26 protein-coding genes and 1 riboswitch are annotated in these 22,607 nt (G+C 57.2%); of the genes, 6 read left to right on the top strand and 20 right to left on the bottom strand.

Annotated elements, in window-relative coordinates:
• Positions 1 to 109 precede the first annotated feature (109 nt).
• Complete coding sequence (locus RUE5091_RS15145) at positions 110 to 1,159, bottom strand: GFA family protein (RefSeq protein ID WP_058282758.1); 1,050 nt, start codon at positions 1,157 to 1,159, stop codon at positions 110 to 112.
• Positions 1,160 to 1,473: 314 nt separating this feature from the next.
• Between RUE5091_RS15145 and RUE5091_RS15140 the strand changes: the two genes are divergently transcribed.
• Entirely contained in the window at positions 1,474 to 1,878 is a 405-nt protein-coding gene (locus tag RUE5091_RS15140) for a PaaI family thioesterase (protein WP_165590788.1), read from the top strand.
• Positions 1,879 to 1,928: 50 nt separating this feature from the next.
• Here the strand turns inward: RUE5091_RS15140 and RUE5091_RS15135 are convergent, their stop codons facing one another.
• The 3 genes from RUE5091_RS15135 to RUE5091_RS15125 form a co-directional block, all read right to left on the bottom strand.
• On the bottom strand, positions 1,929 to 3,323 hold the full coding sequence (locus RUE5091_RS15135; protein WP_058282756.1) for a pyridoxal phosphate-dependent decarboxylase family protein: 1,395 nt from the start codon (positions 3,321 to 3,323) through the stop codon (positions 1,929 to 1,931).
• A gap of 451 nt (positions 3,324 to 3,774) precedes the next feature.
• Positions 3,775 to 4,605, bottom strand: a complete 831-nt coding sequence (locus RUE5091_RS15130; RefSeq protein ID WP_058282755.1) for a class I SAM-dependent methyltransferase — start codon at positions 4,603 to 4,605, stop codon at positions 3,775 to 3,777.
• A gap of 95 nt (positions 4,606 to 4,700) precedes the next feature.
• Positions 4,701 to 5,174, bottom strand: a complete 474-nt coding sequence (locus RUE5091_RS15125; RefSeq protein WP_058282754.1) for a cupin domain-containing protein — start codon at positions 5,172 to 5,174, stop codon at positions 4,701 to 4,703.
• On the opposite strand from RUE5091_RS15125, the gene RUE5091_RS15120 reads away from it, so the two are divergent.
• A complete protein-coding gene (locus tag RUE5091_RS15120) occupies positions 5,166 to 5,843 on the top strand; it encodes a TetR/AcrR family transcriptional regulator (protein ID WP_243470794.1) in 678 nt (225 codons plus the stop codon). The genes RUE5091_RS15125 and RUE5091_RS15120 overlap by 9 nt on opposite strands.
• A gap of 342 nt (positions 5,844 to 6,185) precedes the next feature.
• Here the strand turns inward: RUE5091_RS15120 and RUE5091_RS15115 are convergent, their stop codons facing one another.
• From RUE5091_RS15115 to RUE5091_RS15065, 11 genes are all read right to left on the bottom strand, one after another.
• A complete protein-coding gene (locus tag RUE5091_RS15115) occupies positions 6,186 to 6,812 on the bottom strand; it encodes a hypothetical protein (RefSeq protein ID WP_058282752.1) in 627 nt (208 codons plus the stop codon).
• A gap of 31 nt (positions 6,813 to 6,843) precedes the next feature.
• Complete coding sequence (locus RUE5091_RS15110; RefSeq protein ID WP_058282751.1) at positions 6,844 to 7,371, bottom strand: helix-turn-helix domain-containing protein; 528 nt, start codon at positions 7,369 to 7,371, stop codon at positions 6,844 to 6,846.
• The gene (locus RUE5091_RS15105) at positions 7,364 to 7,705 is read right to left on the bottom strand and encodes a hypothetical protein (RefSeq protein WP_058282750.1); all 342 of its coding nucleotides are present in this window, start codon (positions 7,703 to 7,705) and stop codon (positions 7,364 to 7,366) included. Before RUE5091_RS15105 ends, RUE5091_RS15110 begins: the two co-directional genes overlap by 8 nt.
• Before the next feature lie 246 nt (positions 7,706 to 7,951).
• On the bottom strand, positions 7,952 to 8,146 hold the full coding sequence (locus tag RUE5091_RS15100) for a helix-turn-helix transcriptional regulator (RefSeq protein ID WP_058282749.1): 195 nt from the start codon (positions 8,144 to 8,146) through the stop codon (positions 7,952 to 7,954).
• A 505-nt stretch (positions 8,147 to 8,651) separates the two neighbouring features.
• On the bottom strand, positions 8,652 to 9,881 hold the full coding sequence (locus RUE5091_RS15095) for a tyrosine-type recombinase/integrase (RefSeq protein ID WP_058282748.1): 1,230 nt from the start codon (positions 9,879 to 9,881) through the stop codon (positions 8,652 to 8,654).
• 215 nt (positions 9,882 to 10,096) lie between these two features.
• Positions 10,097 to 12,025, bottom strand: coding sequence for a 1-deoxy-D-xylulose-5-phosphate synthase (gene dxs, locus RUE5091_RS15090; protein WP_058282747.1), 1,929 nt, complete (start codon positions 12,023 to 12,025; stop codon positions 10,097 to 10,099).
• Between the two features lie 14 nt (positions 12,026 to 12,039).
• Positions 12,040 to 12,906, bottom strand: coding sequence for a polyprenyl synthetase family protein (locus RUE5091_RS15085; protein WP_058282746.1), 867 nt, complete (start codon positions 12,904 to 12,906; stop codon positions 12,040 to 12,042).
• A complete protein-coding gene (locus tag RUE5091_RS15080; RefSeq protein ID WP_058282745.1) occupies positions 12,907 to 13,149 on the bottom strand; it encodes an exodeoxyribonuclease VII small subunit in 243 nt (80 codons plus the stop codon). It abuts the gene before it with no gap.
• Complete coding sequence (locus RUE5091_RS15075; RefSeq protein WP_058282744.1) at positions 13,146 to 14,072, bottom strand: histone deacetylase family protein; 927 nt, start codon at positions 14,070 to 14,072, stop codon at positions 13,146 to 13,148. The genes RUE5091_RS15080 and RUE5091_RS15075 overlap by 4 nt, the downstream gene beginning before the upstream one ends.
• Before the next feature lie 48 nt (positions 14,073 to 14,120).
• Positions 14,121 to 14,822, bottom strand: coding sequence for a response regulator (locus RUE5091_RS15070; protein WP_058282743.1), 702 nt, complete (start codon positions 14,820 to 14,822; stop codon positions 14,121 to 14,123).
• A complete protein-coding gene (locus RUE5091_RS15065; protein WP_058282816.1) occupies positions 14,819 to 15,331 on the bottom strand; it encodes a MarR family winged helix-turn-helix transcriptional regulator in 513 nt (170 codons plus the stop codon). The genes RUE5091_RS15070 and RUE5091_RS15065 overlap by 4 nt, the downstream gene beginning before the upstream one ends.
• A gap of 160 nt (positions 15,332 to 15,491) precedes the next feature.
• On the opposite strand from RUE5091_RS15065, the gene RUE5091_RS15060 reads away from it, so the two are divergent.
• From RUE5091_RS15060 to RUE5091_RS15045, 4 genes are all read left to right on the top strand, one after another.
• Positions 15,492 to 16,358 (top strand): branched-chain amino acid aminotransferase, encoded by an 867-nt coding sequence (locus RUE5091_RS15060; RefSeq protein WP_058282742.1) that lies wholly within the window; start codon positions 15,492 to 15,494, stop codon positions 16,356 to 16,358.
• A 127-nt stretch (positions 16,359 to 16,485) separates the two neighbouring features.
• The gene (locus RUE5091_RS15055; RefSeq protein WP_058282741.1) at positions 16,486 to 17,436 is read left to right on the top strand and encodes an AraC family transcriptional regulator; all 951 of its coding nucleotides are present in this window, start codon (positions 16,486 to 16,488) and stop codon (positions 17,434 to 17,436) included.
• Positions 17,437 to 17,545: 109 nt separating this feature from the next.
• On the top strand, positions 17,546 to 17,911 hold the full coding sequence (locus RUE5091_RS15050; RefSeq protein ID WP_058282740.1) for an SPW repeat domain-containing protein: 366 nt from the start codon (positions 17,546 to 17,548) through the stop codon (positions 17,909 to 17,911).
• Positions 17,912 to 18,163: 252 nt separating this feature from the next.
• A complete protein-coding gene (locus tag RUE5091_RS15045) occupies positions 18,164 to 18,361 on the top strand; it encodes a hypothetical protein (RefSeq protein WP_058282739.1) in 198 nt (65 codons plus the stop codon).
• A 34-nt stretch (positions 18,362 to 18,395) separates the two neighbouring features.
• Here RUE5091_RS15045 and cobO read toward each other — a convergent pair whose 3' ends face one another.
• From cobO to RUE5091_RS15020, 5 genes are all read right to left on the bottom strand, one after another.
• Positions 18,396 to 18,995: a cob(I)yrinic acid a,c-diamide adenosyltransferase gene (gene cobO, locus RUE5091_RS15040; RefSeq protein ID WP_058282738.1), complete on the bottom strand. Its 600-nt coding sequence runs from the start codon at positions 18,993 to 18,995 to the stop codon at positions 18,396 to 18,398.
• 58 nt (positions 18,996 to 19,053) lie between these two features.
• Positions 19,054 to 19,989, bottom strand: coding sequence for a DMT family transporter (locus tag RUE5091_RS15035; RefSeq protein ID WP_058282815.1), 936 nt, complete (start codon positions 19,987 to 19,989; stop codon positions 19,054 to 19,056).
• Positions 19,990 to 20,034: 45 nt separating this feature from the next.
• Positions 20,035 to 20,697: an HD domain-containing protein gene (locus RUE5091_RS15030; RefSeq protein WP_058282737.1), complete on the bottom strand. Its 663-nt coding sequence runs from the start codon at positions 20,695 to 20,697 to the stop codon at positions 20,035 to 20,037.
• Complete coding sequence (aroC, locus tag RUE5091_RS15025) at positions 20,681 to 21,781, bottom strand: chorismate synthase (RefSeq protein WP_058282736.1); 1,101 nt, start codon at positions 21,779 to 21,781, stop codon at positions 20,681 to 20,683. Before aroC ends, RUE5091_RS15030 begins: the two co-directional genes overlap by 17 nt.
• Before the next feature lie 95 nt (positions 21,782 to 21,876).
• The gene (locus RUE5091_RS15020; protein WP_058282735.1) at positions 21,877 to 22,317 is read right to left on the bottom strand and encodes a 6,7-dimethyl-8-ribityllumazine synthase; all 441 of its coding nucleotides are present in this window, start codon (positions 22,315 to 22,317) and stop codon (positions 21,877 to 21,879) included.
• Between the two features lie 72 nt (positions 22,318 to 22,389).
• Positions 22,390 to 22,537, bottom strand: a riboswitch (FMN riboswitch).
• Positions 22,538 to 22,607 lie beyond the last annotated feature (70 nt).

Here is a 22,607-nt window from a genome sequence, read left to right as displayed (position 1 = left end):
GCGGACATAGGCGCAACCGCAGCGAATTGGCGCTTTGTCCGCAAAGTAGAAGTTGAAGCAAGTTGCAGCGAAAGACCGCTCTGCGGACAAAGCCGACATCGCGCGGGTTCTAGAAAACTTCAGGCGGTTTGGCCAGAGGCCCCCAAGTTTCCGGGTCAGGTAGGCCGACACTTGACCATGCCTCCAGTAATACTTTGGAATCTGCTGACCGTGTACGAGGCAAGTCATCCAAGATGTCGAACCAAGGCATTTTGCTTTCTATCCCGGAGTGGACCGATGGAGCGAAGTTTTCTGGGTTATCGAGGCTCGAAGTGTGCATAACCAAGTAAGCCGTTTCCCTCGGCTGAACGAGTTGGTAGGTCAGGCTTGCTCCGCACTTGGCGCAGAAGCCCCGTTTGGCTATTGGCGTAGTCGCGAAATACACGGGCTCTTCATCGAGAAATCGAACAGCAGAAACGGGAAAAGCCGTCCACGCATTGACCGCTGACCCAGAGAATTTTCTACAGCAGCTGCAATGGCAATACCCTGTACTGATCGCTGGTGCATTGACTTCGTACCGGACGGCTCCACAAATGCAGCCGCCCTTTACCATAGTCTTTGCCAATTCATCCTTGTCGAAATCCAGAAACCCGCCTTCTTCGCCGTGCTTTGACTGGGTCATGTAAACATGGACTGAAGTATCCGTGCTTTTCAGTTTTTTGTGCCCGCAATCCGCAAGTGGAATGTCTACCTTACCATTTATTTGCGCCATCACTTCGCCGGAGACCGCTATTCCTCCTGGCTCGGCCATTGCTTCGAGCCGAGCGGCAATATTAACACCATCTCCCAATATATCTGCCCCATGTACAACGACATCACCAAGAGAGACCCCGATACGCAAGATGAGTGCATTATCCGTGTTCGACTGACGGGCTTCGAGCGCGGACGCTTTTTGAATGCCAATTGCACAGTTGACCGCCTCAATAACGCTGGAGAACTCAGCCAAAAATCCGTCGCCAGTAGACTTGAAAACACGGCCTCGGTTCGCCTCAACTTGCATGCGGATGATTTCACGTTCCAGACGTACCAACTCGGCCAATGTTCCGCTCTCGTCGCGCGAAACCAGCCCCGCGAAACCAACAACATCCGTGGCCAGTATGGCCGCCAATTTGCGTTCCATCTCTATTCCTTAGAACTGTTATGTCTCTGCTGGTTTCTTTAAAGCTTAACATAAATCGCCATAGCCCGAGAGATGATCATTCAGACGTTTGTTTTGTCTTTCAAAAAAACTGCTCTGGGCTCCACGCGGTCATTCGCAAAATCACGATGCATTTCCACTTTGCGGACCTTCCGGACCTTCACCGCAGTTGCTCGTGTGTCAGGTTGCAGCGCTCTCATAACCGCTTCGGTAAGACCAAATGCGCAAGTTCTGGGTCGAATTCAGGTATCTCAGATGCAAGCCTGCTCTTGCCACTGTAAGTTGAGGGTATGGAATTGAACATCAGACAAAAACTGGCTGAGAATGAATGGAAGGGCGAAATCGGCTTCACCATTGAAAGCCGCGAGCCTGAACGCGTGGTTGCCAGAATGCCGGTAACTGAAGCTGCAAAGAACCCGTTTAAAACGATGCACGCGGGCGCTTTGATCTGGTTTGCCGATATCGCAGCAACCTTGTGTGCCATCGGCGATCTGGACAGTATTGGTGAAGACGGGTCAGGCTTTCCGCTCGCCGTTGATCTTCATACCGTGCTGTCGGGCAATGAAAAGGCAGGCGATCTGATTGCAACCTCCACAACGGTCAAACGCGGTGGCAAGCTCATTGTCATTCGCACCGAGGTTCGCGGAGAAACAGGGCGTCTGTTGATCGACATGACAACCACGCATCTGCGCGCCGGTTGACCAACTGGAAAGCACCCGCCCTTCTTGCGGCGGATGCATGTTTCCTTGCCTCAAACCGTCGTCAGAAATTCCGTCAACTGATCAATTATCGCTTCATCCGTACGTCCATTGGTGACGCAGGCCCGCAAAACCGGTTTGCCCTCGAACATCGCCTTGGAAATCCAGAAACGCCCATCTTCGTGAACCGCATCGACATAGCGTTGCACGGCGTCGTGCCCTTCCGGCGGAACCATGCAGCTTACCCCCATGAGAGACTGGTTTGCCTTTGTCCAACCCGCATTTCTAAGATTTTCCGTGAACCGGTTGGTCAGTCGGATGGTACGCTCGACATGGTCGCCGTAGCCGTCCCATCCGGCGGCACCAAGGGCGAGGAACAGGCGCAATCCTACGAAGCGGCGTGACCACTGATTGGAATTCACATAGAAATCCTTGGCTGCCTCGCTTTCCGGCATGTAACTGGCCGAGATACGGAAAACCTGTGCGGGTATGTCGGGGCGCGAGGTCAGGAACATGCCTGCGCCCATCGTGGTGGCGAACCATTTGTGGGCGTCAATCGTGATCGAATCCGCTAGTTCAATGCCGTCCAGTGCGGTTCGCCCTTCAGTGCTGGCGATCATCGCCCCACCCCATGCCGCATCGACGTGAAACCACATACCCTGCTCTCGCGCCAGAGCACCGCAAGGTTTGAGGGGGTCGATCATCCCGGCATTCGTGGTGCCAGCCGTAGCTACGATCAGGACCGGGACACAACCGTTTTTCGAATCCTCATCAATGGCGGTCGCAAGACAACTTGCGTCCATCTGGCCTTGGCCGTCAGTTGCGATCAATCGAACGGCGTTGCGCCCGATGCCCGCCGAATGCGCCATCTTCAACCATGCAAGATGGCTTTCCTTCGAAACGTAAATCGTTGGTTGGCCACCGAACTCATAGATACCCTTGTCGCTGTACTCCGGGCATTTGGCCTGCAAGGCACATAAAACAGCCGCCGAATTGGCCTCAGCCCCACCACTGGTAAAATGCCCCCCGGACCCCTTGGGAAGCCCGGCGCGCCTGGCCAGTTCATTGATGACATGCTGTTCAATTTCGACAGCGGCTGGCGCATGAGAATACACACAGATTTGCGGATTGAAGGCTGACGCGATCCGGTCGGCACATTCCGAGGCAAAGGTTGGCGCGGGATTGAACAGACCAAGATATCCCGGATGAGTCATCTGAACGCTGCCGACATCTAGTGCATTAATCACCCAATCCATCAGGGGTTCGAGTTCTTCTGCCTGATCAAACTGTTTGGATTTCAACTCTCCCAACCAGTCAGGCGTTAACTCAGCCGAGGTCGCCTTGCGATTGGCATAGTCGCGGCGCGCCTGACTCAAGCGCTCGGTCAACGCGTTTTCCGCGTCTGTTATTTGGTCAAAATCCGGGAAGAGTGCGTCGCGTCCGTGCATCGGGAATTCCTGTGGTTGTTTGGTGTGAAACTATCCGTGCTGAATAAGTTCATCGACCCGAAACATGCGGTATTCACGCGGCAATACTGCCAAATTACTATCCCGAACTGGACCAATGACGGCTTTCCGCACATCGCTTCAAAATGAGCGAGGCGCAGCATTGGTCACTAAGGGCTCAAAGCAGACTTCGAAACAGTCTAGTCGAACGACTGCTTTTGCCTCGCTTACGATGCCTTTCCAAGTCAATGGATCAGCTTCTGCAGTTCTTTGTCGGCGCGGATAAGTGCACTGATAGCCTTGCGCGCTTCCTCAGCTTCACTTGATCTTTCACCGTGCTTCCATGACGGATGGCTTGGCCCAGCAGCGCGGACACTTAAGCTAGCGCTGCGAATGACTGCTTCGAGCCCAAAGCGGCCACTTCAAAAAGACACGAACTGCTCGAGGGCCGCTGCTAGCTATGCAGCCGTGCGTGCAACTCAATCGGCGCAATCAAACCACTCTCAATGTTGTGCACCATGTGACGCACTTTCAGCGCGGTGTCATCGCCCATGATGAGATGTAGCCCGAGTGGCGGGGGACCGTCGGCCTGGCTTTGTGCGGCAGCAAGATCAGTGAAGAACTGTTTAGCAAACGCTGTACGGTCAATGCGTTCCCCAACCTCAAACCCCACCGATTTTAAGGCCGCCTCATAGGTTTCGGGCGGGTCCAACGCGCTTAGTTCACGAGATGATGCCCACGGCGCCGGGTAATCCATTTGTCCGCTTCCGACCTGCATCACATCGTAGATCGCAAAGATGCCGCCAGGCTTGAGAACCCGCGCCGCTTCTCGCGCGATCCCAGTTTTATCGGCGATATTCATGCCGACGTGGATCATGTAGGCCGCGTCCATTGATGCGTCCTCAAAAGGCAATTCGAGCACGCTGCCTACAACCAATTCAATCTTGTCATTCAATCCCGTCCACTCGGTCAAAGCGCGCCCGGTTTCTACAAATTCGGGCGTCAGGTCGATGCCGGTGACATGAGCTCCTGTCGTTGCAGCGACAAAGCGGGCTGGGCCTCCCAGACCACAGCCGAGGTCCAGGACGCGACTACCCTTGGAAAGCTGTAACGACTTAACAAACGGTTCGGTTGCACGACGGCCACCAATATGAAATTCGTCCACCGGAGCGAGTGCGTCGTGCGCAATCGGTGGTGTCAGATCCAGCGCCGCGCAGCCGTCAGAGATACGTTTAAGCAGATGTCCTGAATGATAGTGTTGGGCGACCTCTTGCAGGTTCGTCATGACATAGCCTCCCCAATAGTGATGATGGCAGGATATATCAGCAGGGATAATATGTCAGCTTACCGCCCAGACTTGAGTGCGTGGCTTAGGTTGCTTCAAGCGGGTGCGTCTTCAGGGGCCAGGATCGTCATGCCGGCCTTTTCCGCCACCGCCATGATCGCCGGAATGTCGGGTGGCCCATCGGGTGCAGGAATATCCGTTGTGCCGTCCGGCATTGCTTCGCCCGCTTCGGTGAAGAATGTATCATGCATGGCTCCCGGAGCGTTGATGCATAGCAAGCGACCTGGAGTTTGCCCAATACAAGTAAACGCGTGCACCGCGCCATCGGGGACTTTCACGAAATCGCCACTGCTTACCTTTTTTGTCTCGCCGTTTAGGAAAAACTCAAACTCGCCTTCGAGCACATAGAAACTCTCATCTTCGCCAGCGTGATGATTGGGGGGGGCGCCGGCACCCGGGGCGGTCTTGATTTCAACGATTGTACAGCGATCTCCGGTTTCGGCTGGAAATGCGTGGAATTTCAGAAGGTTCCCTAGAAGGTGATATGTGCGAGGGCGAGATTGCGTCATTTCAACGACTCCCTTTACTTCGATGAATGTACTTTTATGATACACATATCTATTCATGAGACAAGTGTATCATTAAGGAACATCGGTGTGGCCCCTCGAACCAATCAAAAGAACAGGACTAGAGAGGCGTTGCTGGCGGCGGCACGTGAGCTTATGTCAGAGGGGGAAAATGTGACGCTTGCCAAAGTCGCAGAGCGCGCGAAAACCGGTCGGGCAACGGTATACCGGTACTTCTCCGATCCCGGCGTGTTGGCCCTCGACGCGACCCTCGACATAGAGGTGATGCCGACCGCAGAATTGCTGGAAGGACTTGAGGATGTGCGCAACCGTGTGCACGCGGTTGCGCGCTACTATCTGGATTTCTCTCGCAAACATGAGGCTTTCTTTCGCCAGTTTCTGGCTGAATCGCTGAAGGCATCACTGCAAGACGGCACTGTCAAAATGCGTGGAGCGAGAAGGGTCGCGGCATTTGGAAAGGCCCTTGAACCCGTTTGCAGCTCGATGAAACTGAGCGATTACGAAGATCTGACACTACGTTTGGCCATGACAACAGGCATAGAGCAGTTTGTGATATTGGAAGATATTCTGCGCGTAGATCAGCAAAAGGGGTACCGGCTACAAGAAGGTCTCGTGGACGCTCTGCTTAACCAGTACCTGCCGAAAGCGTGAAACGCACCAGCAACGCAATTTCGGTTAGTCGAACGACTGCTTTTGCCTTGTACTGGTCGGCGCCGAGTCAGTTGATCAATTTCTGTAGTTCCCTGTCGGCGCGGATCAGTGCGTTGATCGCCTTGCGGGTCCGCTCGGTACTTCGTGATCTTTCTCCGTGCTTCCACGACGGATGGCTTGACCCAGCAGCGTGCCCCCCTCTAGCCCCATGCATGCGGCAGACACTCCAGCCTCGAACGGCGGGTGCGCGGCATCGCTGGCCTGTAGACTTTGCCGTAGCTTTGCATCTGGGCGCTTTTCTGAGCCGTTTCGTGGGGTCCATGAGGTTATCGTCGCTTTTTGTCATCCGACCGCCCCCCCGTTTTGAACGTTGCCGACAATGGCCTGACCACCTTCTTTGACTTCAACGCGTTCCACCCTGACGGTCTGATCCGCCTTGGATCGATACCGTTTCAGCGCTTCAACCTGGCTTGTGAAGGTCCGCGCAAGTTTATTGAGCGCCCGTTCCGCTGAATCTTGCTGCGGGAGAGTTTTTACATGGTTCAGGCGCCGTGCCATAATCATTGTGGCCTGATGGATTGCGCCCATCTGAATCGCAAGCATGGCTTCGATCTCGTCTTGGGGCCTGACCCCGGCAACAACGGACATCACGAAGTTCGACGCGGTCTCTGAGACAGAGCTGCCCTGTTGCCCGAGAGTCGCGACTTGATCCATGACACCTTCGAAGAACCGATCGTCTGCTGTGCCCAGCTCATGCATTGCCAATGCACAGGCTGCGTTTGGGTCTTTCCCTTTGTGCCCGACGGTGAGCCGTCGCGTTTCTTCTTCGAAGTCCAACTTGATGTCCAGGGCCCGAACGCGTGATCTCTTCCGTTCCTTCAAATCCGCAATCGCATTGGTCTCCGTTTCGGTAAGCTCGGAGTTCTTTGTCTGCAGATCGCTGCCACTGTCTTTCTGTGTCTTGCTCATGTCCGCCTCGCGTAACAGGGAGTGGTTAGTATTAGTGTTCCGTTTCAGAACCGACGGACCGGCGAGAAACCGGCCTGACGGGTTCTGACTTGGAACCATTGGAAGTCTTTGGGTTCTCAAACGGAACTACAGAGGATGCTGACGGGTCCGTCTCAGAACCGCGTTTTGTTTTTTCGGGCTGCCAGAACCGCCAGTCATTGGTGGCGGCTTTATTACCGGATCGGGTCTGTGTCGCCTTGGTCGTCAATCGCCACTCATGGGCTCGACGGTGATACCAGTTGCCTTCTCGCTCCAGCACAAGGAAGCCTTTGTCCTGCAGATCCTCGAAAGCCCGCTGAACCGTGGCCTTGCCCAATCCCAGTATCTCTGCCGCCTCGTTCATCGACAGAAACACCTTGCCGTTGTTGCCGCCGTTGTATCGGGTGTGAAGCTCCAGCCAGAGCTTCACTGCAGGTCCGGACAATGCCCGCCACGCCGGAGATTTGATCATGGCATAGGGCAGAGGGATGTATTGCCCCTCATCCGATCGTTTGCCTTTGGGAGACCGGCGCCTACTCATCGCGACACCTCCGCTGGAAATGTTCGGGCAAAGCATCCAGTTCGGGAATGTGACAGCCGATATGCGCCCGGACGAGCCGGGTCAGGCCGGATTTGGACGCACAGTACCCGAGCGTGTCCCAGGCCGCTCCCCCGGCCGGAAATCGGGGTCTCTGGCGCTGGAACAACCATTGGATGCCATCCCTGCAGGCAGAGACTCGGTAGATATCATGGCGAAAGAGTTCGCCGCTGTAGTTTTCAGCAGTTTCCCGATGATCGGTTCGGGAAAGAAGGCCAGTGTCTGGCCCCCTGTCGAGACTCGTGCTGTTCGGCTTGGAAAAGGACATATCAGCCATGCTCAATCCGTCCTTTCCGTACGATCACCCGTTCGACCGAGTTGCTTTGCGGCGACCAGTAGTACCGGCGCTCGTTGGGTTTCTTTGAAGCTGTCTGCTTTGAAGCGTGGGTGCTTACTATTGCCATTAGTTCTATCCTCGACTTGCGCCGAAGGGACGAACACCGTAGACTTGGGGGCATCTTAAGCCGTTATCGAACAATGCAAAAACCCGTGTCCAATGTTGTCCCATTGGCGCGGGTTTTCGTTATATGCTCTGGCCTTCACCCATGATCCAGGCATCAATCTGATGCGTGTCCACGAACGCGGCCCGGCCTACGGTGTGTTTGGTAATCACACCGGCATTGGCCGCACGGTCGAAGGTGGAACGGCTCAGCGAATACCGCTGAATTGCATCTTTAAGTCGGATCAGGTTTTTAGGTTTGACGTTATCGTCTGCCATTTCAGTTTCCTGTAAATTGGCAGAAGGCTTAGGAAAGAACGCTGGCTAATTTTGCCCGCAACCTGTGGTAAGGAGTGCGCAATGAGCGTTCGCTCGCTGCTAATTTTTTTATTTACATTCCTATCCGCAGGGGCGTACATATAACCATTGGGTTTGTGACGAATGTCATTTGCCCTGAATGGGAGAACAGAACGGACCAACCGATTTTTATCGATGGGGTAGTCCGTCTTCTTCCCTGAGTACATTCTAATCCGTGCCTTCTGTTCGTTGGTTGCGGTTTGAGCAGGGGCCGCCGTTACTTTTGGTGAAGGAGGGCGGCCCTCTGCGGTGTTTTGCGTTACCCTGATGAGTAATGACATATTCAATTTACATCGCGGGACCCCGTAGCACAACAGTTTGGCAGTGCATCTTTTATCTTGACAAGATGTGGTGCGAAAATGGGTATGAAAATAGGGGAAAGCCCCTACGTGACTCTGGGATAAGGTTGTGGATAACTGGCCGGACCTCACGCATTTTTTGAACCTCGAATCGGTATCACATCAGCCTCTATGCCGGTCACGTGTTCCGCCCAGCGCTCGGCGAGCAGTAGACGTTCATCAAAATAATCGGATCGCTGATAGGCGCGTGAAACCGCTGATCCGACCTTGTGGCCTATCGCGGTTTCTTTGATTTCATAATCGGTGCTGGTTGCCTCATTGGCCCAGGTTCTGAAGCTGGCGCGGAAGCCATGGGGTCGGGCGTCCAACTCCAATCGCTCCATGTGGCGGGACATGCTGGCGTCGCTGATGGCAACAGTGCGAACGCCGGGGAACAGGTACCCATCGCGGGCGGTTTCGCTTGCTTTTTCCAAGATCCGCAACGCCTCTTTCGACAGCGGTACACGGAAATCATCCGTTTTGCCGCGTTGGCCTTTCACCAGTTCTGCCGGTACGGTCCAGATGTTGTTCTCAATCTGGCTGGTCTGCGCGAACCGGACGGGCTTTGACCTTAACCCGGTCAGGATTAGCAATTGCAAAGCGAGTTGGACCGTGCTGCCGCCTTCAAGGCTCTGATAGAAGGCCGGGACATCCCGCCAATTCATCGAAGGTATGTTCTCAGGCTTGTGAACCTGTTTTCCCAGAAGTTCGCGGGCATCCTCTATTGCATAACGGTCGATTTCGTATCGTTTGGCGCTGGCATAACTCAGGCAGGCTTTGAGCCGGGTTAGTGCCTTCCTGGCTACGTCAGTCTTGGAGTGCCAAATCGGGCGCAGTGCATCAGCTATGGCGGTGCCGGTGATATCCTCAACCGGTTTGTCGCCCAGAGCAGGCAGGACATGGGTCTTAATCGGGCTGTACCAGCGCCCGGCCTCACCATCACCTTTTAGCTGTGCCTTCCGCGCCTCAAAGGCCAATGGGGCGATATACTTCAACAGTCGCTTTTCGCGGGCCTGCGGATCATTGGCTATCTGGTTCGCCGCAGCCTGTTCTTTCTCCGCGTTCCGCAACTCTATGGGGTTGCCGCCGCGCTTTACCATCCCGCGATAGGCGTCCGCCATTTCACGAGCCTGAGCCAGAGACACGCTGGGGAAGCCGCCTAATCCCATTTCACGGCGCTTGCCTAAGTAAGTGAAGCGGAACACCCACTGGTCCCCGGACGCCAGTCGATAGAGATACAGTCCGCCACCATCGCTATGCTTACCCTTGCCAGCGGTACGGACCTTTGCGGCGCTCAGTTTGTACAGTGAACCTGCCATACACCCTCGTGACGTACTATATCCCCCGTTTTATCCCCTCTTTTTTGTGCGGTATCAAGACGCTTTCTGACGCACAAAGGCGACTGTGAGCTGCAAGTATCTTGTTTTTAAGCGGAAAAACTTAAGACAGTGACACACTGAGAGGCATTGTGAGTGAAGTGTTCAATGCCCTCTTGAGGCACCACGAATATCCCCAACTCGTAACGTATTTCCGCTCAGGCGCGTTTTTCACCGATTGTGGTGACACCCAGAACGGACAGGACTTTGGCTTCGATCTGCTCGGCATTCATACCTGCAACGGCGTACATATCTGCCGGGCTGGCTTGGTCGATAAAGGTATCGGGCAGCACCATCGAGCGGTATTTCAGCCCGTGATCGAACACGCCTTCATCCGCCAATAGCTGCGCCACGTGGCTGCCGAATCCACCAATGGCACCTTCTTCGATGGTGATCAGGGCCTCATGGTTTGCGGCCAGATCCAGGATCAGATCGCGATCCAGTGGTTTGGCGAAACGGGCATCGGCGATGGTGGGTGTGATCCCGCGGGCGGAAAGTGCTTCTGCGGCCTTTTGCACCTCGGCCAGGCGGGTGCCAAAGGACAAAAGCGCCACGCGCGCTCCTTTTTGGATCATGCGGCCTTTGCCGATCTCAAGCACCTCGCCTCGTTCAGGCAGGTCGACGCCCACACCCTCGCCGCGCGGATAACGGAAGGCAATGGGTCCGTCGTCATGGGCTGCCGCCGTGGCAACCATATGCATCAGTTCGGCCTCATCCGCAGCGGCCATGACGGTCATGCCGGGCAGGTTGGCAAGATAGGCAATATCGAAGGATCCCGCATGGGTTGCGCCATCAGCACCCACCAGCCCTGCACGGTCGATGGCAAAACGCACCGGCAGGCGCTGAATGGCCACGTCATGCACCACCTGATCATAGCCGCGCTGCAAAAAGGTCGAATACATCGCGCAGAACGGTTTCATACCGCCAGCCGCCAGCGCCGCCGCGAAGGTCACGCCGTGCTGTTCCGCAATTGCGACGTCGAAACAGCGCGACGGGTAGCGTTCGGCAAACAGGTTCAGCCCGGTACCGTCCGGCATTGCGGCCGTGACGGCAACGATCTTGTCATCGCGTCCGGCTTCATCAACCAGTGCCTTGCCGAAGACCGAAGTATAGGATGGCGCGTTTGACGGGGCTTTTTTCTGCTCACCCGTGACCACGTCGAACCTTGCCGTGGCATGACCCTTGTCGCGGGCCTGCTCGGCGGGGGCATAACCTTTACCCTTTTTGGTTAGTACGTGAATCAGGATCGGGCCGGTCGCCCGCGCCTTGACGGTGCGCAGAACCGGCAACAGCTGATCCATGTCGTGACCGTCGAGCGGACCGATATAGGAAAAGCCCAGCTCTTCGAACAGCGTGCCGCCCACAGCCATGCCTTTCAGCATTTCCTTGGCCCTTTTCGCACCTTCGCGGAACGGTTCGGGCAACAGTGATACTGCGCCTTTGGCAGCGGCTTTCAGATCGTGGAACGGGGCCTCGGCGTAGATACGCGACAGATAGCTGGATAGCGCGCCAACGGGTGGGGCGATGCTCATCTCATTGTCGTTGAGGATGACGATCAGGCGTTTGCGCAGGTGACCGGCGTTGTTCATCGCCTCAAACGCCATACCTGCGGACATCGAGCCATCGCCGATCACCGCAATCGCGTCACCCAGCCCCTCGGGTGTGACACCGCCCAGATCGCGGGCCACCGAAAACCCAAGCGCGGCGCTGATCGACGTTGAACTATGCGCTGCCCCAAACGGGTCATAAGGGCTTTCGCTGCGCTTGGTGAAGCCGCTTAGACCGCCTTTCATGCGAAGGGTGCGAATTCGGTCGCGCCGTTCGGTAAGGATCTTATGCGGATAGCACTGGTGGCCGACATCCCAGATGATCTTGTCGCGGGGCGTGTCGAACACCGCATGCAGCGCGGTGGTCAGTTCGACCACACCCAGACCGGCGCCCAAGTGCCCGCCGGTGACGGACACGGCCGAGATCGTTTCGGTTCGCAATTCCTGTGCCACTTGATGCAGCTGCGCGTCCGAGAACTGCTTGAGATCCGCGGGGCGGTTCACAAGGTCCAGCAAAGGCGTTTTCGGGCGGTCAGACATTTGGCGTTCCTGGCTTAGCTGTCCCGGGCAATAACGAAGCGGGCGGCGTCCTTCAAGGTTTCAGCCGATGCGCCATACCCGTCCAGCGCAGCGCATGCTTGATCAATTAGCTCGGCGGCGCGGGTTTTGGCCACGTCCAGCCCCAACAATGAAACAAATGTGGCTTTACCGGCCTGTGCATCCTTTTGCAGACGCTTTCCAGCTTTTTCGGCATCACCCTCGACATCCAGAATGTCGTCCGCGATCTGAAAAGCAAGCCCCAGTGCCCGGGCATATTGGCGCAATGGCTTGGGGTCGGCCTGCGCCAACCGTGCGCCAGCGCATGCGGACCATTCGATCAGGGCGCCGGTCTTGCCGACCTGTAGCCGCGTGATCTCGTCCAGCGTCAATGGCGCGACGGCCGTTTCGGCCGCAATATCCAAGGCCTGACCTAGCACCATGCCTTGCGCTCCGCTGGCTTTGGCCAGTGTTAGAGCCATTTCCGCCCGAACCTCGGCATTGCCAACCTCGGTGTGGGTGCATAGTTCGAAAGCCAGCGTCTGCAGCGCATCACCGGCCAGAACGGCGGTGCCTTCATCCCATTTCATGTGAACGGTTGGACGTCCACGCCGCAGGTCATCGTTGTCCATGCAGGGGAGATCGTCATGCACCAGCGAGTAGGCATGCAGCGCTTCAATCCCGACGGCAGGCCAAATTGCGCGGGCTTCTTCGATGCCATGCACGCGCGCGCTTTCCAGTACCAAAAACCCGCGCAGGCGCTTTCCACCCTCTGTGGCATAGGCCATCGCCCGGGTCACATCCAGATCGTCCAGCGCCCCCAGAACCAGATCGAACTGATCCTGAATCCGCGCTGCATCCTGCGCTAGTCTATCGCGAAACATTTACTGACCTTCGACAGGCGTCGTCCCGGTCGGTTGACCGTTGGCGTCCAGAGTAATGGCGGCCACCTTTTCCTCGGCCCGCTTCAGCTCCTCCTCGCAGCGCTTTTTCAGCGCCGCCCCGCGTTCATACAGCGCGATGGACTGGTCTAGCGCCACATCGCCGCGTTCCAGTTGGCCGACAACGGCCTCAAGCTCTTTCATCGCCTGTTCGAATGTCATCTGGTCTACTGGGGTATCGGTCATCGGGCTGCCTTCATCAATTCTTCCACATGGGCGCGTGTGGCCTGAGCCAGTGCGTTCAGATCATACCCGCCTTCCAGAGTCGAGACGATACGGCCATCGCAAAGTTCATCCGCAATCTTGCACAGTTCGGCCGTAACCCACGCAAAGTCACCGGTGGACCAGTTCAGATTGGCGAGCGGATCATCCCGATGCGCATCAAACCCGGCGGAAATAATGATCAGTTCGGGTTTGAAGACGCGCAGGCGTGGAAAGGCCTGTGTTTCATAGGCCGCGCGCATTTCGGCCCCGCCGGAACCGGGGTTCAGAGGGATGTTGAGGATGGTTTCATACGTACCGGTCTCATCCGGGCGTCCCGATCCGGGCCATAACGGCATCTGCTGGCTGGTGATCACCAGCGCGCGCCGCTCATCCCATAGTAAATCCTGCGTGCCATTGCCGTGATGGACGTCGAAATCAACCACGGCGACCCGGCTTAGCCCGTGATGATCCAAAGCATGTTTTGCTGCCAAGGCGGCATTGCCGAACAGGCAAAATCCCATCGCAGTATCGGTTTCGGCATGGTGTCCCGGCGGTCGAATCGCACAAAATGCGTTCGAAGCCTCGTCACCCAGAACCATATCCACCGCCCGCACCACAGCCCCCGCCGCGCGATAGGCTGCATCGACCGAGCCCGGGGACATGAACGTATCCCCGTCGATCTGGACGAACCCATCTGCCGGGCGCATCTTACGCAAATCCTGGATGTAGCTTTCCGGATGCACCCGCAACAGATCGTCATCCGCCGCCAAAGGGGCCGTCACCCGGTTCAGGTCCAATCCCTCGAGCGCATGCAGGATGTTTTCCAGCCGGGCCACCCGTTCGGGGTGCCCGTCGGGCGTTACATGCCCAAGGCAATCCGCATGAGTCAAAAGCGCGGTTTTCATCAGCGTCCCCCGTTCATCTGGCTAAAAATACCTTTGCCGAAGGCCCAATCAATCCGGTGCCAGCATATACCCGGCACCGCGCACTGTCTGCAGATAGCGCGGCTGTTTGGGGTCCTGTTCGATCTTGCGTCGCAAGCGAGTGATCTGCACATCCACCGCGCGCTCCTGCGCCTGACCTTTGTCGCGGCCCAGATCCTCGACCAGCTTGGCGCGGCTGATCGGCTCGCCTGGTTGGGTCGAGAAGATCTTCATCAGCTGGCTTTCCGTCGCGGTCAGTCGCACCGGTTCTTCACCTTGCCACATCTCGCCGCGTTCCACGTCATAGCGGATCGGGCCGAGGGTCAGAATCTTGGTCGCTGTATCCTGCGCAGGTGTTTCCGGCATCCGCCGCAGAATCGCGTTGATCCGCAACAGCAGCTCCTTCGGCTCAAACGGCTTGGCAAGGTAATCATCCGCACCGGCCTCAAGCCCCGCGATCCGATGCTCGGTCTCGCCGCGTGCGGTCAACAACAGGATCGGTGTCGCATGGGTTTCGCGCAGGGTCCTGGTCAGGCTGACGCCATCTTCGCCGGGCATCATAACGTCCAGAACGATCATGTCGAAATCAAGCCCCGACAACACCCGCCGCGCATGGGCGGCATCACGGGCTGCGGTCACCAGAAACCCGCTGCGCATCAGGAACTTCTTGAGCAGATCACGAATACGCTCATCGTCGTCGACGATCAGCAGATGGGCATCCAAATCGCTCATGAGGTCGTATCCCGCAGTTTCGTGTAAGCATGACGCATATCAGTATCCATCATTGCTTCAAGTACTTTACGAAATCCTGATACGGCCTCGGGGCCTGCTTCCTTATATGCAGCGCGCATTCGCACTCGCTGGGCCTCGGACAGTTTGGTCTCAAGCGCCTTGCCCCTGTCGGTCAGAAACAGATGCCGTTCGCGCTTGTCCACCGTGCCCACACGGCTTTCGACCAGGCCGTCGTCAATCAACGTCCGCAGCACCCGGTTCAGCGACTGTTTCGTCACGCCGAGAATGGCCAGCAGGTTGTTCACGGTTGTGCCCGGCGCGCGGTTGATGAAATGGACGGCCCTGTGATGCGCCCGGCCATAGGCCAGTTGGGTAAGAATACGGTCAGGATCAGCGGTAAAACCGCGATAGGCGAAAAACATCGCCTCGATCCCTTGCCGCAACTGTTCGTCGGTTAAAAACAAAAGGCTTTCACCGCCAAAGACTTGGGCGGGGCGCGTGTCCGACATCATTTGCCTCATTCGTTACTCGGGACCGACTTTATGTCAGCGTTATTGACATTCCAAGAGTGGACAGGTATCGAATCGCAGTTTCTGCGCAACTTTATGTCCGCTTCGGACTTAAATGGCGCAACAAACGAAAAATTCAACCCAGTTCAGGAGGTTTCGCATGGCGGGGTATGATGATCGTGACGGCGTAATCTGGCTAGATGGTGAACTGGTGCCCTGGCGCGACGCTAATGTGCACATCCTGTCTCACGCGATGCACTACGCGTCCTCGGTGTTCGAGGGTGAGCGCGCATATAACGGCAAGATCTTCAAAAGCCGCGAGCATTCCGAACGTCTGATCGCTTCCGCCGACGCGCTGGATATGCCGATGCCTTATTCGGTGGACGATATCGAGGCCGCCAAAGAAGAGACCCTGAAAGCCAGCGGTCTACAAGACGCTTACGTGCGCGTGCTGGTATGGCGCGGTTCGGGTGAAGATATGGGTGTGGCCTCGGCCCGGAACCCGGTGCGCATGGCCATAGCGGTTTGGCCCTGGGGGGCCTACTACGGCGACGCCAAGATGCAAGGTGCCAAGCTGGACATCGCCGAATGGAAACGCCCCAGCCCGGAAACCATCCCCGTTCATGCCAAGGCGGCGGGTCTCTACATGATCTGCACCATCTCCAAACACAAGGCCGAGGCCAAGGGCTGCTCGGACGCGCTGTTTATGGATTACAATGGCTATGTGGCCGAGGCGACCGGTGCCAACGTGTTTTTCGTGAAAGATGGCGAGGTTCACACCCCGTTGGCCGATTGCTTTCTGAACGGCATCACCCGCCAAACCGTGATCCAGATGCTGAAAGACAAGGGCGTCAACGTGATCGAACGCCGTATCAAGCCCGAAGAAATGGCCGATTTCGAGCAGTGCTGGCTGACTGGCACAGCGGCCGAGGTCACCCCGGTGGGGCAAATCGGTGATTACACTTTCGAGGTCGGAGATCTGACCCGCGAGATTGCCTCAGATTACGAGACGCTGGTTCGCGCCTGATCTGACCAGAAACGCGTATTCAGAAACCCCCGCGTTTCGTGGGGGTTTTTCTTTGCCTGCCGTTCAAGTTCTTGTGCAGATCGTTCAACAGGCTGGACGATGGCGCATGCGGGTATAGGTTACAGCCATGTTGGACCTGCTCAGCGATATCCTCACCCGTCTGTCCCTACGGGGAACGTTCTATTTCCGCACGTCGTTCACGCCGCCTTTCGGTATCCAGGTCCCCGCCTATCAAAACGTTGCCCGGTTCCACTTTGTTCAGCGCGGTGAACTGAAAGTTTACGTCTCTAACACAGGGGAAATGCTGCGGCTCAAGCAAGGCGACCTGATCCTGATCCCGCACGGGGCCGCGCACGCGCTGCTGTGTAATGAAATCAAACCGCTGGACGCCTTACCGCTTGAACATGTTCTGGAGGAGGCGGGCTATCAGGGCGATGGCGTCCTGATTTACGGTGGCGAAGATAAAAGTCGCGACACACAGTTAATCTGCGGCCATTTCTCGTTCACTGGCCCGCCGGGCCGAAGGGGCGCAGGTCATATGCTGATTGACCGGTTGCCGCCTTACATCCTGATCGAAAATTACGGCGAAGAGGCTGGTGCCTGGATCGAGGCCACACTGCGCATGATCGGGTCCGAGATCAACGGTGCCCGGATTGGGGGCGACCTGATCGCCCTGAAACTGTCCGAGGTGCTGTTTGCGCAGGCCATTCGTGCCTATCTGGAATACCAAAGCCCCAGCGATACCGCGCTGGCCGGGTTCGCTGACCCGCGTATTTCGCGCGCGCTAACCGCCTTTCATCAGGCTCCGGCGCAGGAATGGAGCGTGGAATCGCTGGCACGCGAGGCGGGGATGTCCCGTACCGCCTTCGCGCAGCTTTTTGCCGAGAAAATGAACACGACCCCCATGCAATACCTGACAGATTGGCGCATGCAGATCGCCTGTCACGGCCTGACTGAAAATCGCTGGAACGTGGCGGATGCGGCGGCCGAGGTCGGTTATGCTTCTGAGGCCGCTTTTTCCCGCGTCTTCAAGAAACAGATTGGCTTGTCACCGGCAGCTTATCGGTCAATGCACTGATCCGCTCTATCTCTGAACGATCTGCAATATCTCACGAACGATCCGGAATTAAACGTTCGAACATACCGACCTAATTTGGTGCCATGCCACGTTAGGAAAGGAAAAATCAATGTCTGTCCGTTTCGTTACCCGCACTGTGCACGCATATCTTGATTACCCGGTCGCACTGGCGCTGATGGTGCTACCTTTCGTTCTGGGATTGGGACAATCTAACCCGATGGCCTTGTGGCTATCGGTGGTCACTGGCGTCGCGGCGTTGGTTCTGACTGTTCTGACGGATCACCATCTCGGGATTTGGCGGGTTCTGCCCTATAAGTTCCACCTTGCTGTCGACCTGCTGGTCGGTGTCACATTTCTGGCCGCGCCAAGCCTGTTTGGGTTTTCGGGGCTGGATGCGATTTACTACTGGCTGAACGGCGCGGCGGTGGTTGCCGTTATCTCGCTCAGCTCGCCGGAAGAGGGCGTAACCGCCTGAGTCTGAAATCTTCTGTTACCTGAGTCGCTTGTTTGCCAACAGGCGGCTCAGTGCTGTCAGCAAGTCAGGACGTAGATCATGCGAAGATTTTTTTCTTGCGAAACCCGACTAAAACAATCAGATAATAGATAACGCTGGATGTGGTATCATCCGGCCCCAAGTTTCGAGGCGGTTTGTGGGTTTAGCGCATGAAAAGGTGAGAGCCCGCCGCCGCCTCGGGAACGAAGCGCAACAAGTAAGGAAGAGTATGTCATGGGCGATCCGCTGGATGAAATCATGGCGCGGTACGAGGCCGCCACGGCCTGCGGTTGTTGCTGTGACGATGATTTTTGCGCCTACGTCGAGAAGAAAAAACCGATGACAAGCGGCGCACGGTCCGAGAGTTTGCCACACAGTGCTGCCAACCAACGCGGGTCAATCAGGTATCTCAACGAAAACCGGGCAGGGTAACAGCCCCTTTTTTGGGGCTGTTTAGACACTGTTTTCAGAAATCCACGCCGCGCTGGGCTTTGATCCCGGCTTGGAAGGGGTGCTTTTCTTCGGTCATCTCGGTGACCAGATCGGCATAGTCGCGCAGCGCCTGCGGGGCGTCACGCCCGGTCAGGAACGCGCTGGTTTTGTCGGATCGCGACTTGAGGCCCTCAATCACCTGCTCAACCGACAAATACTCATAGCGCAGGGCGATGTTGATCTCATCCAGAACCACCAGATCGTATTCTCCGCAGGCCATTAGCGCGCAAGCTTTTTCAAAGGCGGAGTTGGCGGCGGCGATGTCGCGCTCACGGTCCTGCGTGTCCCATGTAAAGCCCTCGCCCATCGTGTGCCAGGTGACCAGATCGCGATCCTCAAAGAAGCGCCTCTCGCCGGTTTTCCATTTGCCCTTGATGAACTGCACCACGGCGACCTTCTGACCCCAACCCAGGGCCCGGATCACCACGCCAAAGGCGGCCGAGGATTTGCCCTTGCCCTTGCCGGTGTTGATCAGCACCAGTCCCCGGCCGGGATCGACCGCCTCTGAAACTTTCTTGCGATGCTGGGCCTGCACCTTCTGCATCTTTTCCTTGTGATCCTGCGCGTCGCTCATGGGGAACCCTCACTTTGTGTCGGGCCACACCCTAGGGGAAGTTTGGCAAAGGTAAAGGTCAGGCTTTGGGGTCGGTGACGGCACGAGCGCGCCCGCGTTCCAGACCCAATTGATGTTCGCGCCAAATCACCACGATATTGCCCGCAATCACCAGCGCTGCACCCGCCAGCATCACCGCCGTGGGTAATTCGCTGAACCAGACATAGCCAATGACAATGGCAAACAGCATTGACGTATAATCGTATGGCGCCAGCATTGACGCCTGACCAAAGCGATAGGACGAGGTCACCAGAATCTGCGCCACACCGCCGATAAGCCCGGCCAAAATCAACACGGCGGCTTGTTCCCACGTGGGCTGGGCCCAGCCCCAGAACACGGTCAGCCCGGACAGTATGGTCGCGGTCATCGAGAAATAGAACACGATGGCCGCTGGATGATCGACCTGCACCAGTTGTCGGATGTGGATCTGCACAAAGGCACGGGCGATGGTTGCCCCCAAAATACAAAGCGCGCCAAAGGTGGCGGCAGCCTCCATGTTGTTGCCGCCCAGCCGAGGCCAGATCATGATCAGAACACCCAAAAGGCCGATGGCGACGGCGGCGATTCGAATCTTGCGTATGCGTTCACCCAGCATGATCGCCGCCAAAATCAGGGTGAAGATCGGGGTGGCGTAACCAATGGCTGTGGCTTCGGGCAGAGGGATCAGGCCAAGGCCAGTAAAGGTCAGCCCCATCGCTGTGGTTCCCAGTACGCCGCGCCAGAAGTGACCCATGGGCTTGCGCACGACAAAGCCTTGCGTCAATTCTCCACGTGAGATCAGCCAGATGACGATCACGGGAATGGCGAACAGCGAACGGAAAAACACCATCTCACCAGGTGGGAAGTGATCGGACTGCGACTTGATCAGACCCGCCATGACGGTGAACAGAAACACCGCGCTCGTTTTCAGAGCGACGGCCAGTAGTGGTCGATGCGATGTTAACGGTTTTGCCATCGGCGCGAACCTGCGCCTTTGTTCGGCAAAGATCAACGCGTGGATTTAGGAATTCGTCCAGCTCGTCGGCAGAGACTGGCCGATCTCTTGGGCGAAGTCCTCCAGAAACCGGATCATCAGTTCGATGCGTTGCCGTGCAAGGGCTTTTCCGCCCTCGGTCAGCATATCACCAGGCAGGCCCAGCAGTTTTACCTTCCAATGGTCCAACGAATAGGTCAGATCGTCCAGCGACCGATTGGCGGCAAACGGGTCTGCCGGGTCGTAAAGCGCCCGTCCCAAAGCGCCCGAGACGGAAAAATTCCGCGCAATGCCAATCGCGCCCAGCGCGTCCAACCGATCCGCATCGCGCAAAATGCAGGCTTCGGGTGAGACCGGCGTTATGTTGGCAGAAAAGCTGTGCGCCTCAATCGCGTGCAGTATGGCGCGAATTTGATCCCCACCATAGCCAAGTTTGACCAGAATAGGCTCTGATTCCTGAGCAGATTGGCGAGATGCCAGATGGCGGTCGGGGTCGTCCTTGGACAGATTCACAAGATCATGCAGATAGCTGGCGGCCAGCAACACGGGCATGTCAGTCTGATCGTCTGAAATGGCCTGAGCGTTCACCCAAACCCGGTCCAGATGGGCCAGATCATGCGCTGGATCGGTTTCCATCCGCTGGGCGACGATGGCGCGCAGACGCGCGCGCAGATCAGCCGATCCGTCCACGGCTCTCTCCAATCTGGCCACGGTGCAACAGCAGGTGATCCAGAATGACGCAGGCCATCATCGCTTCACCTACCGGGACGGCGCGGATACCAACGCAGGGGTCGTGGCGGCCCTTGGTGATGATCTCGGTCTCTTCACCGGATTTGGTGATCGTCTTGCGCGTGGTCAGGATCGACGAGGTCGGTTTGACCGCAAAGCGCACCACAAGGTCCTGCCCGGTCGAGATGCCGCCCAGAATGCCACCCGCGTGGTTTGAGCTGTATTGCGGGCCGTTCTGGCCCATGAATATCTCGTCTGCGTTGGCTTCGCCGGTCAGCTCGGCGGCGGCCATGCCCTCGCCGATCTCAACGCCTTTGACGGCGTTGATCGACATCATCGCAGCGGCCAAATCAGTGTCTAACTTGGCATAAACAGGCGCGCCGATCCCGGCAGGAACACCGCGCGCGACCACTTCGACCACCGCGCCGACCGAGTTGCCGGACTTGCGCAGGTCATCCAGATAGGTTGCCCAGTCTTCAGCTGCAGCTGCGTCGGGTGTCCAGAACGGGTTCTGTTCGATCTGCGCCCAGTCGAAATTCGTGCGGTCAATCTTGCGCGGCCCCATTTGCACCATGTAGCCGGTGATCTGCACATTCGGTGCGATCTGCTTGATCGCCTGGCGCGCCAAACCGCCTGCGGCTACACGCGACGCGGTTTCCCGGGCCGAGCTGCGCCCGCCACCGCGATAATCCCGGATACCGTATTTTTGCCAATAGGTGATATCGGCGTGGCCCGGACGGAACTTGTCCATGATATCGCCGTAGTCTTTCGAGCGCTGGTCGGTGTTCTCGATCATCAGCTGCACCGGTGTGCCGGTGGTCTGGCCCTCGAACACGCCGGACAGGATCTTTACCTGGTCTGGTTCGCGGCGCTGGGTCGTGAACTTGTTTTGCCCCGGTTTGCGCTTGTCCAGCCAGTGCTGGATCATCGCCTCGTCAATCGCAACGCCTGGCGGGCAGCCATCGACGGTGGCACCCAAAGCGGGCCCGTGGCTTTCGCCCCAGGTGGTGACGCGGAAAAAATGGCCAAAGCTATTCATCGACATGGGGCATGCTCCTTTGAACGATGTGATTAGCGGTCAAGTCCCGCGGCCTCAAGCGGATTTGCGGTTGGGGTCATTTGACCCCAACCTTGTTCATATCACGCAGCCGAAGCCAATCCGGCGCGGGTTTCAGTGATTTTCAGCGCCGCCTGCGCGGCTTCGCGGCCCTTTTGCACGAAGTGGTCGCGGTAGATAGCGTTGTGGTGGTCGGTTTCCTGATATTGGTGTGGGGTCAACGACACCGAAAGGACCGGAACGCCGGTGTCCATCCCAGCGCGCATCAGCCCGTCAACCACGGCTTGAGCAACGAAATCGTGCCGGTAGATGCCGCCATCCACCACTAAGGCGGCGCAAGCGACGGCGGCGTAGCGCCCGGTCTGGGCCAGGTCGCGGGCCAGCAGGGGCATTTCGAACGCGCCGGGAACGTCGAAGACATCGACTTGCTCGGCGGGGATGAGGTCCAGAAACCCGTCCAGCGCACGGTCAACGATATCGGAATGCCAGTTGGCTTTGATAAAAGCATAGCGGGTGTGTGTCATCGTAATCTCCTTTCGTAACAGACACGTCACCCAAGGCGATCACGAGCAGACACGCCGCGGGGCGGCGCACCAGCACGTTCTCTTTCATCCGGACTTTGACCGTCGGCTCTGGCCTCTCACCAGATCTGCTTGTCACCCCGAAACCGAGGCCGCTCGCGGGCTTACGGGTCATGGCCCGCATACCGCCGGTGGGGAATTTCGCCCCGCCCTGAGAACGGGCGGGACCTTGCCAATGCGCGTGTGATTTCGCAAGGGGTATGTACGGTATTTTACGGGTTTCGTTTCAACTG

Source organism: Ruegeria denitrificans (genome assembly GCF_001458295.1).
GTDB classification, from domain to species: domain Bacteria; phylum Pseudomonadota; class Alphaproteobacteria; order Rhodobacterales; family Rhodobacteraceae; genus Ruegeria; species Ruegeria denitrificans.
This window is presented reverse-complemented; position numbering and strand designations above follow the sequence as displayed.

Bases quoted from the DNA above. Each gene is read 5' to 3' on its own strand.
- cobO (WP_058282738.1), bottom strand. From the start codon at position 18,995: ATGAGCGACGCGCAGGATCACAAGGAAAAGATGCAGAAGGTGCAGGCC.
- aroC (WP_058282736.1), bottom strand. From the start codon at position 21,781: ATGTCGATGAATAGCTTTGGCCATTTTTTCCGCGTCACCACCTGGGGC.
- RUE5091_RS15145 (WP_058282758.1), bottom strand. From the start codon at position 1,159: ATGGAACGCAAATTGGCGGCCATACTGGCCACGGATGTTGTTGGTTTC.
- RUE5091_RS15020 (WP_058282735.1), bottom strand. From the start codon at position 22,317: ATGACACACACCCGCTATGCTTTTATCAAAGCCAACTGGCATTCCGAT.
- RUE5091_RS15115 (WP_058282752.1), bottom strand. From the start codon at position 6,812: ATGAGCAAGACACAGAAAGACAGTGGCAGCGATCTGCAGACAAAGAAC.
- RUE5091_RS15125 (WP_058282754.1), bottom strand. From the start codon at position 5,174: ATGACGCAATCTCGCCCTCGCACATATCACCTTCTAGGGAACCTTCTG.
- dxs (WP_058282747.1), bottom strand. From the start codon at position 12,025: ATGTCTGACCGCCCGAAAACGCCTTTGCTGGACCTTGTGAACCGCCCC.
- RUE5091_RS15075 (WP_058282744.1), bottom strand. From the start codon at position 14,072: ATGAAAACCGCGCTTTTGACTCATGCGGATTGCCTTGGGCATGTAACG.
- RUE5091_RS15070 (WP_058282743.1), bottom strand. From the start codon at position 14,822: ATGAGCGATTTGGATGCCCATCTGCTGATCGTCGACGACGATGAGCGT.
- RUE5091_RS15045 (WP_058282739.1), top strand. From the start codon at position 18,164: ATGGGCGATCCGCTGGATGAAATCATGGCGCGGTACGAGGCCGCCACG.
- RUE5091_RS15065 (WP_058282816.1), bottom strand. From the start codon at position 15,331: ATGTCGGACACGCGCCCCGCCCAAGTCTTTGGCGGTGAAAGCCTTTTG.
- RUE5091_RS15055 (WP_058282741.1), top strand. From the start codon at position 16,486: ATGTTGGACCTGCTCAGCGATATCCTCACCCGTCTGTCCCTACGGGGA.
- RUE5091_RS15130 (WP_058282755.1), bottom strand. From the start codon at position 4,605: ATGACGAACCTGCAAGAGGTCGCCCAACACTATCATTCAGGACATCTG.
- RUE5091_RS15035 (WP_058282815.1), bottom strand. From the start codon at position 19,989: ATGGCAAAACCGTTAACATCGCATCGACCACTACTGGCCGTCGCTCTG.
- RUE5091_RS15060 (WP_058282742.1), top strand. From the start codon at position 15,492: ATGGCGGGGTATGATGATCGTGACGGCGTAATCTGGCTAGATGGTGAA.
- RUE5091_RS15050 (WP_058282740.1), top strand. From the start codon at position 17,546: ATGTCTGTCCGTTTCGTTACCCGCACTGTGCACGCATATCTTGATTAC.
- RUE5091_RS15100 (WP_058282749.1), bottom strand. From the start codon at position 8,146: ATGGCAGACGATAACGTCAAACCTAAAAACCTGATCCGACTTAAAGAT.
- RUE5091_RS15105 (WP_058282750.1), bottom strand. From the start codon at position 7,705: ATGGCTGATATGTCCTTTTCCAAGCCGAACAGCACGAGTCTCGACAGG.
- RUE5091_RS15110 (WP_058282751.1), bottom strand. From the start codon at position 7,371: ATGAGTAGGCGCCGGTCTCCCAAAGGCAAACGATCGGATGAGGGGCAA.
- RUE5091_RS15135 (WP_058282756.1), bottom strand. From the start codon at position 3,323: ATGCACGGACGCGACGCACTCTTCCCGGATTTTGACCAAATAACAGAC.
- RUE5091_RS15085 (WP_058282746.1), bottom strand. From the start codon at position 12,906: ATGTTTCGCGATAGACTAGCGCAGGATGCAGCGCGGATTCAGGATCAG.
- RUE5091_RS15080 (WP_058282745.1), bottom strand. From the start codon at position 13,149: ATGACCGATACCCCAGTAGACCAGATGACATTCGAACAGGCGATGAAA.
- RUE5091_RS15095 (WP_058282748.1), bottom strand. From the start codon at position 9,881: ATGGCAGGTTCACTGTACAAACTGAGCGCCGCAAAGGTCCGTACCGCT.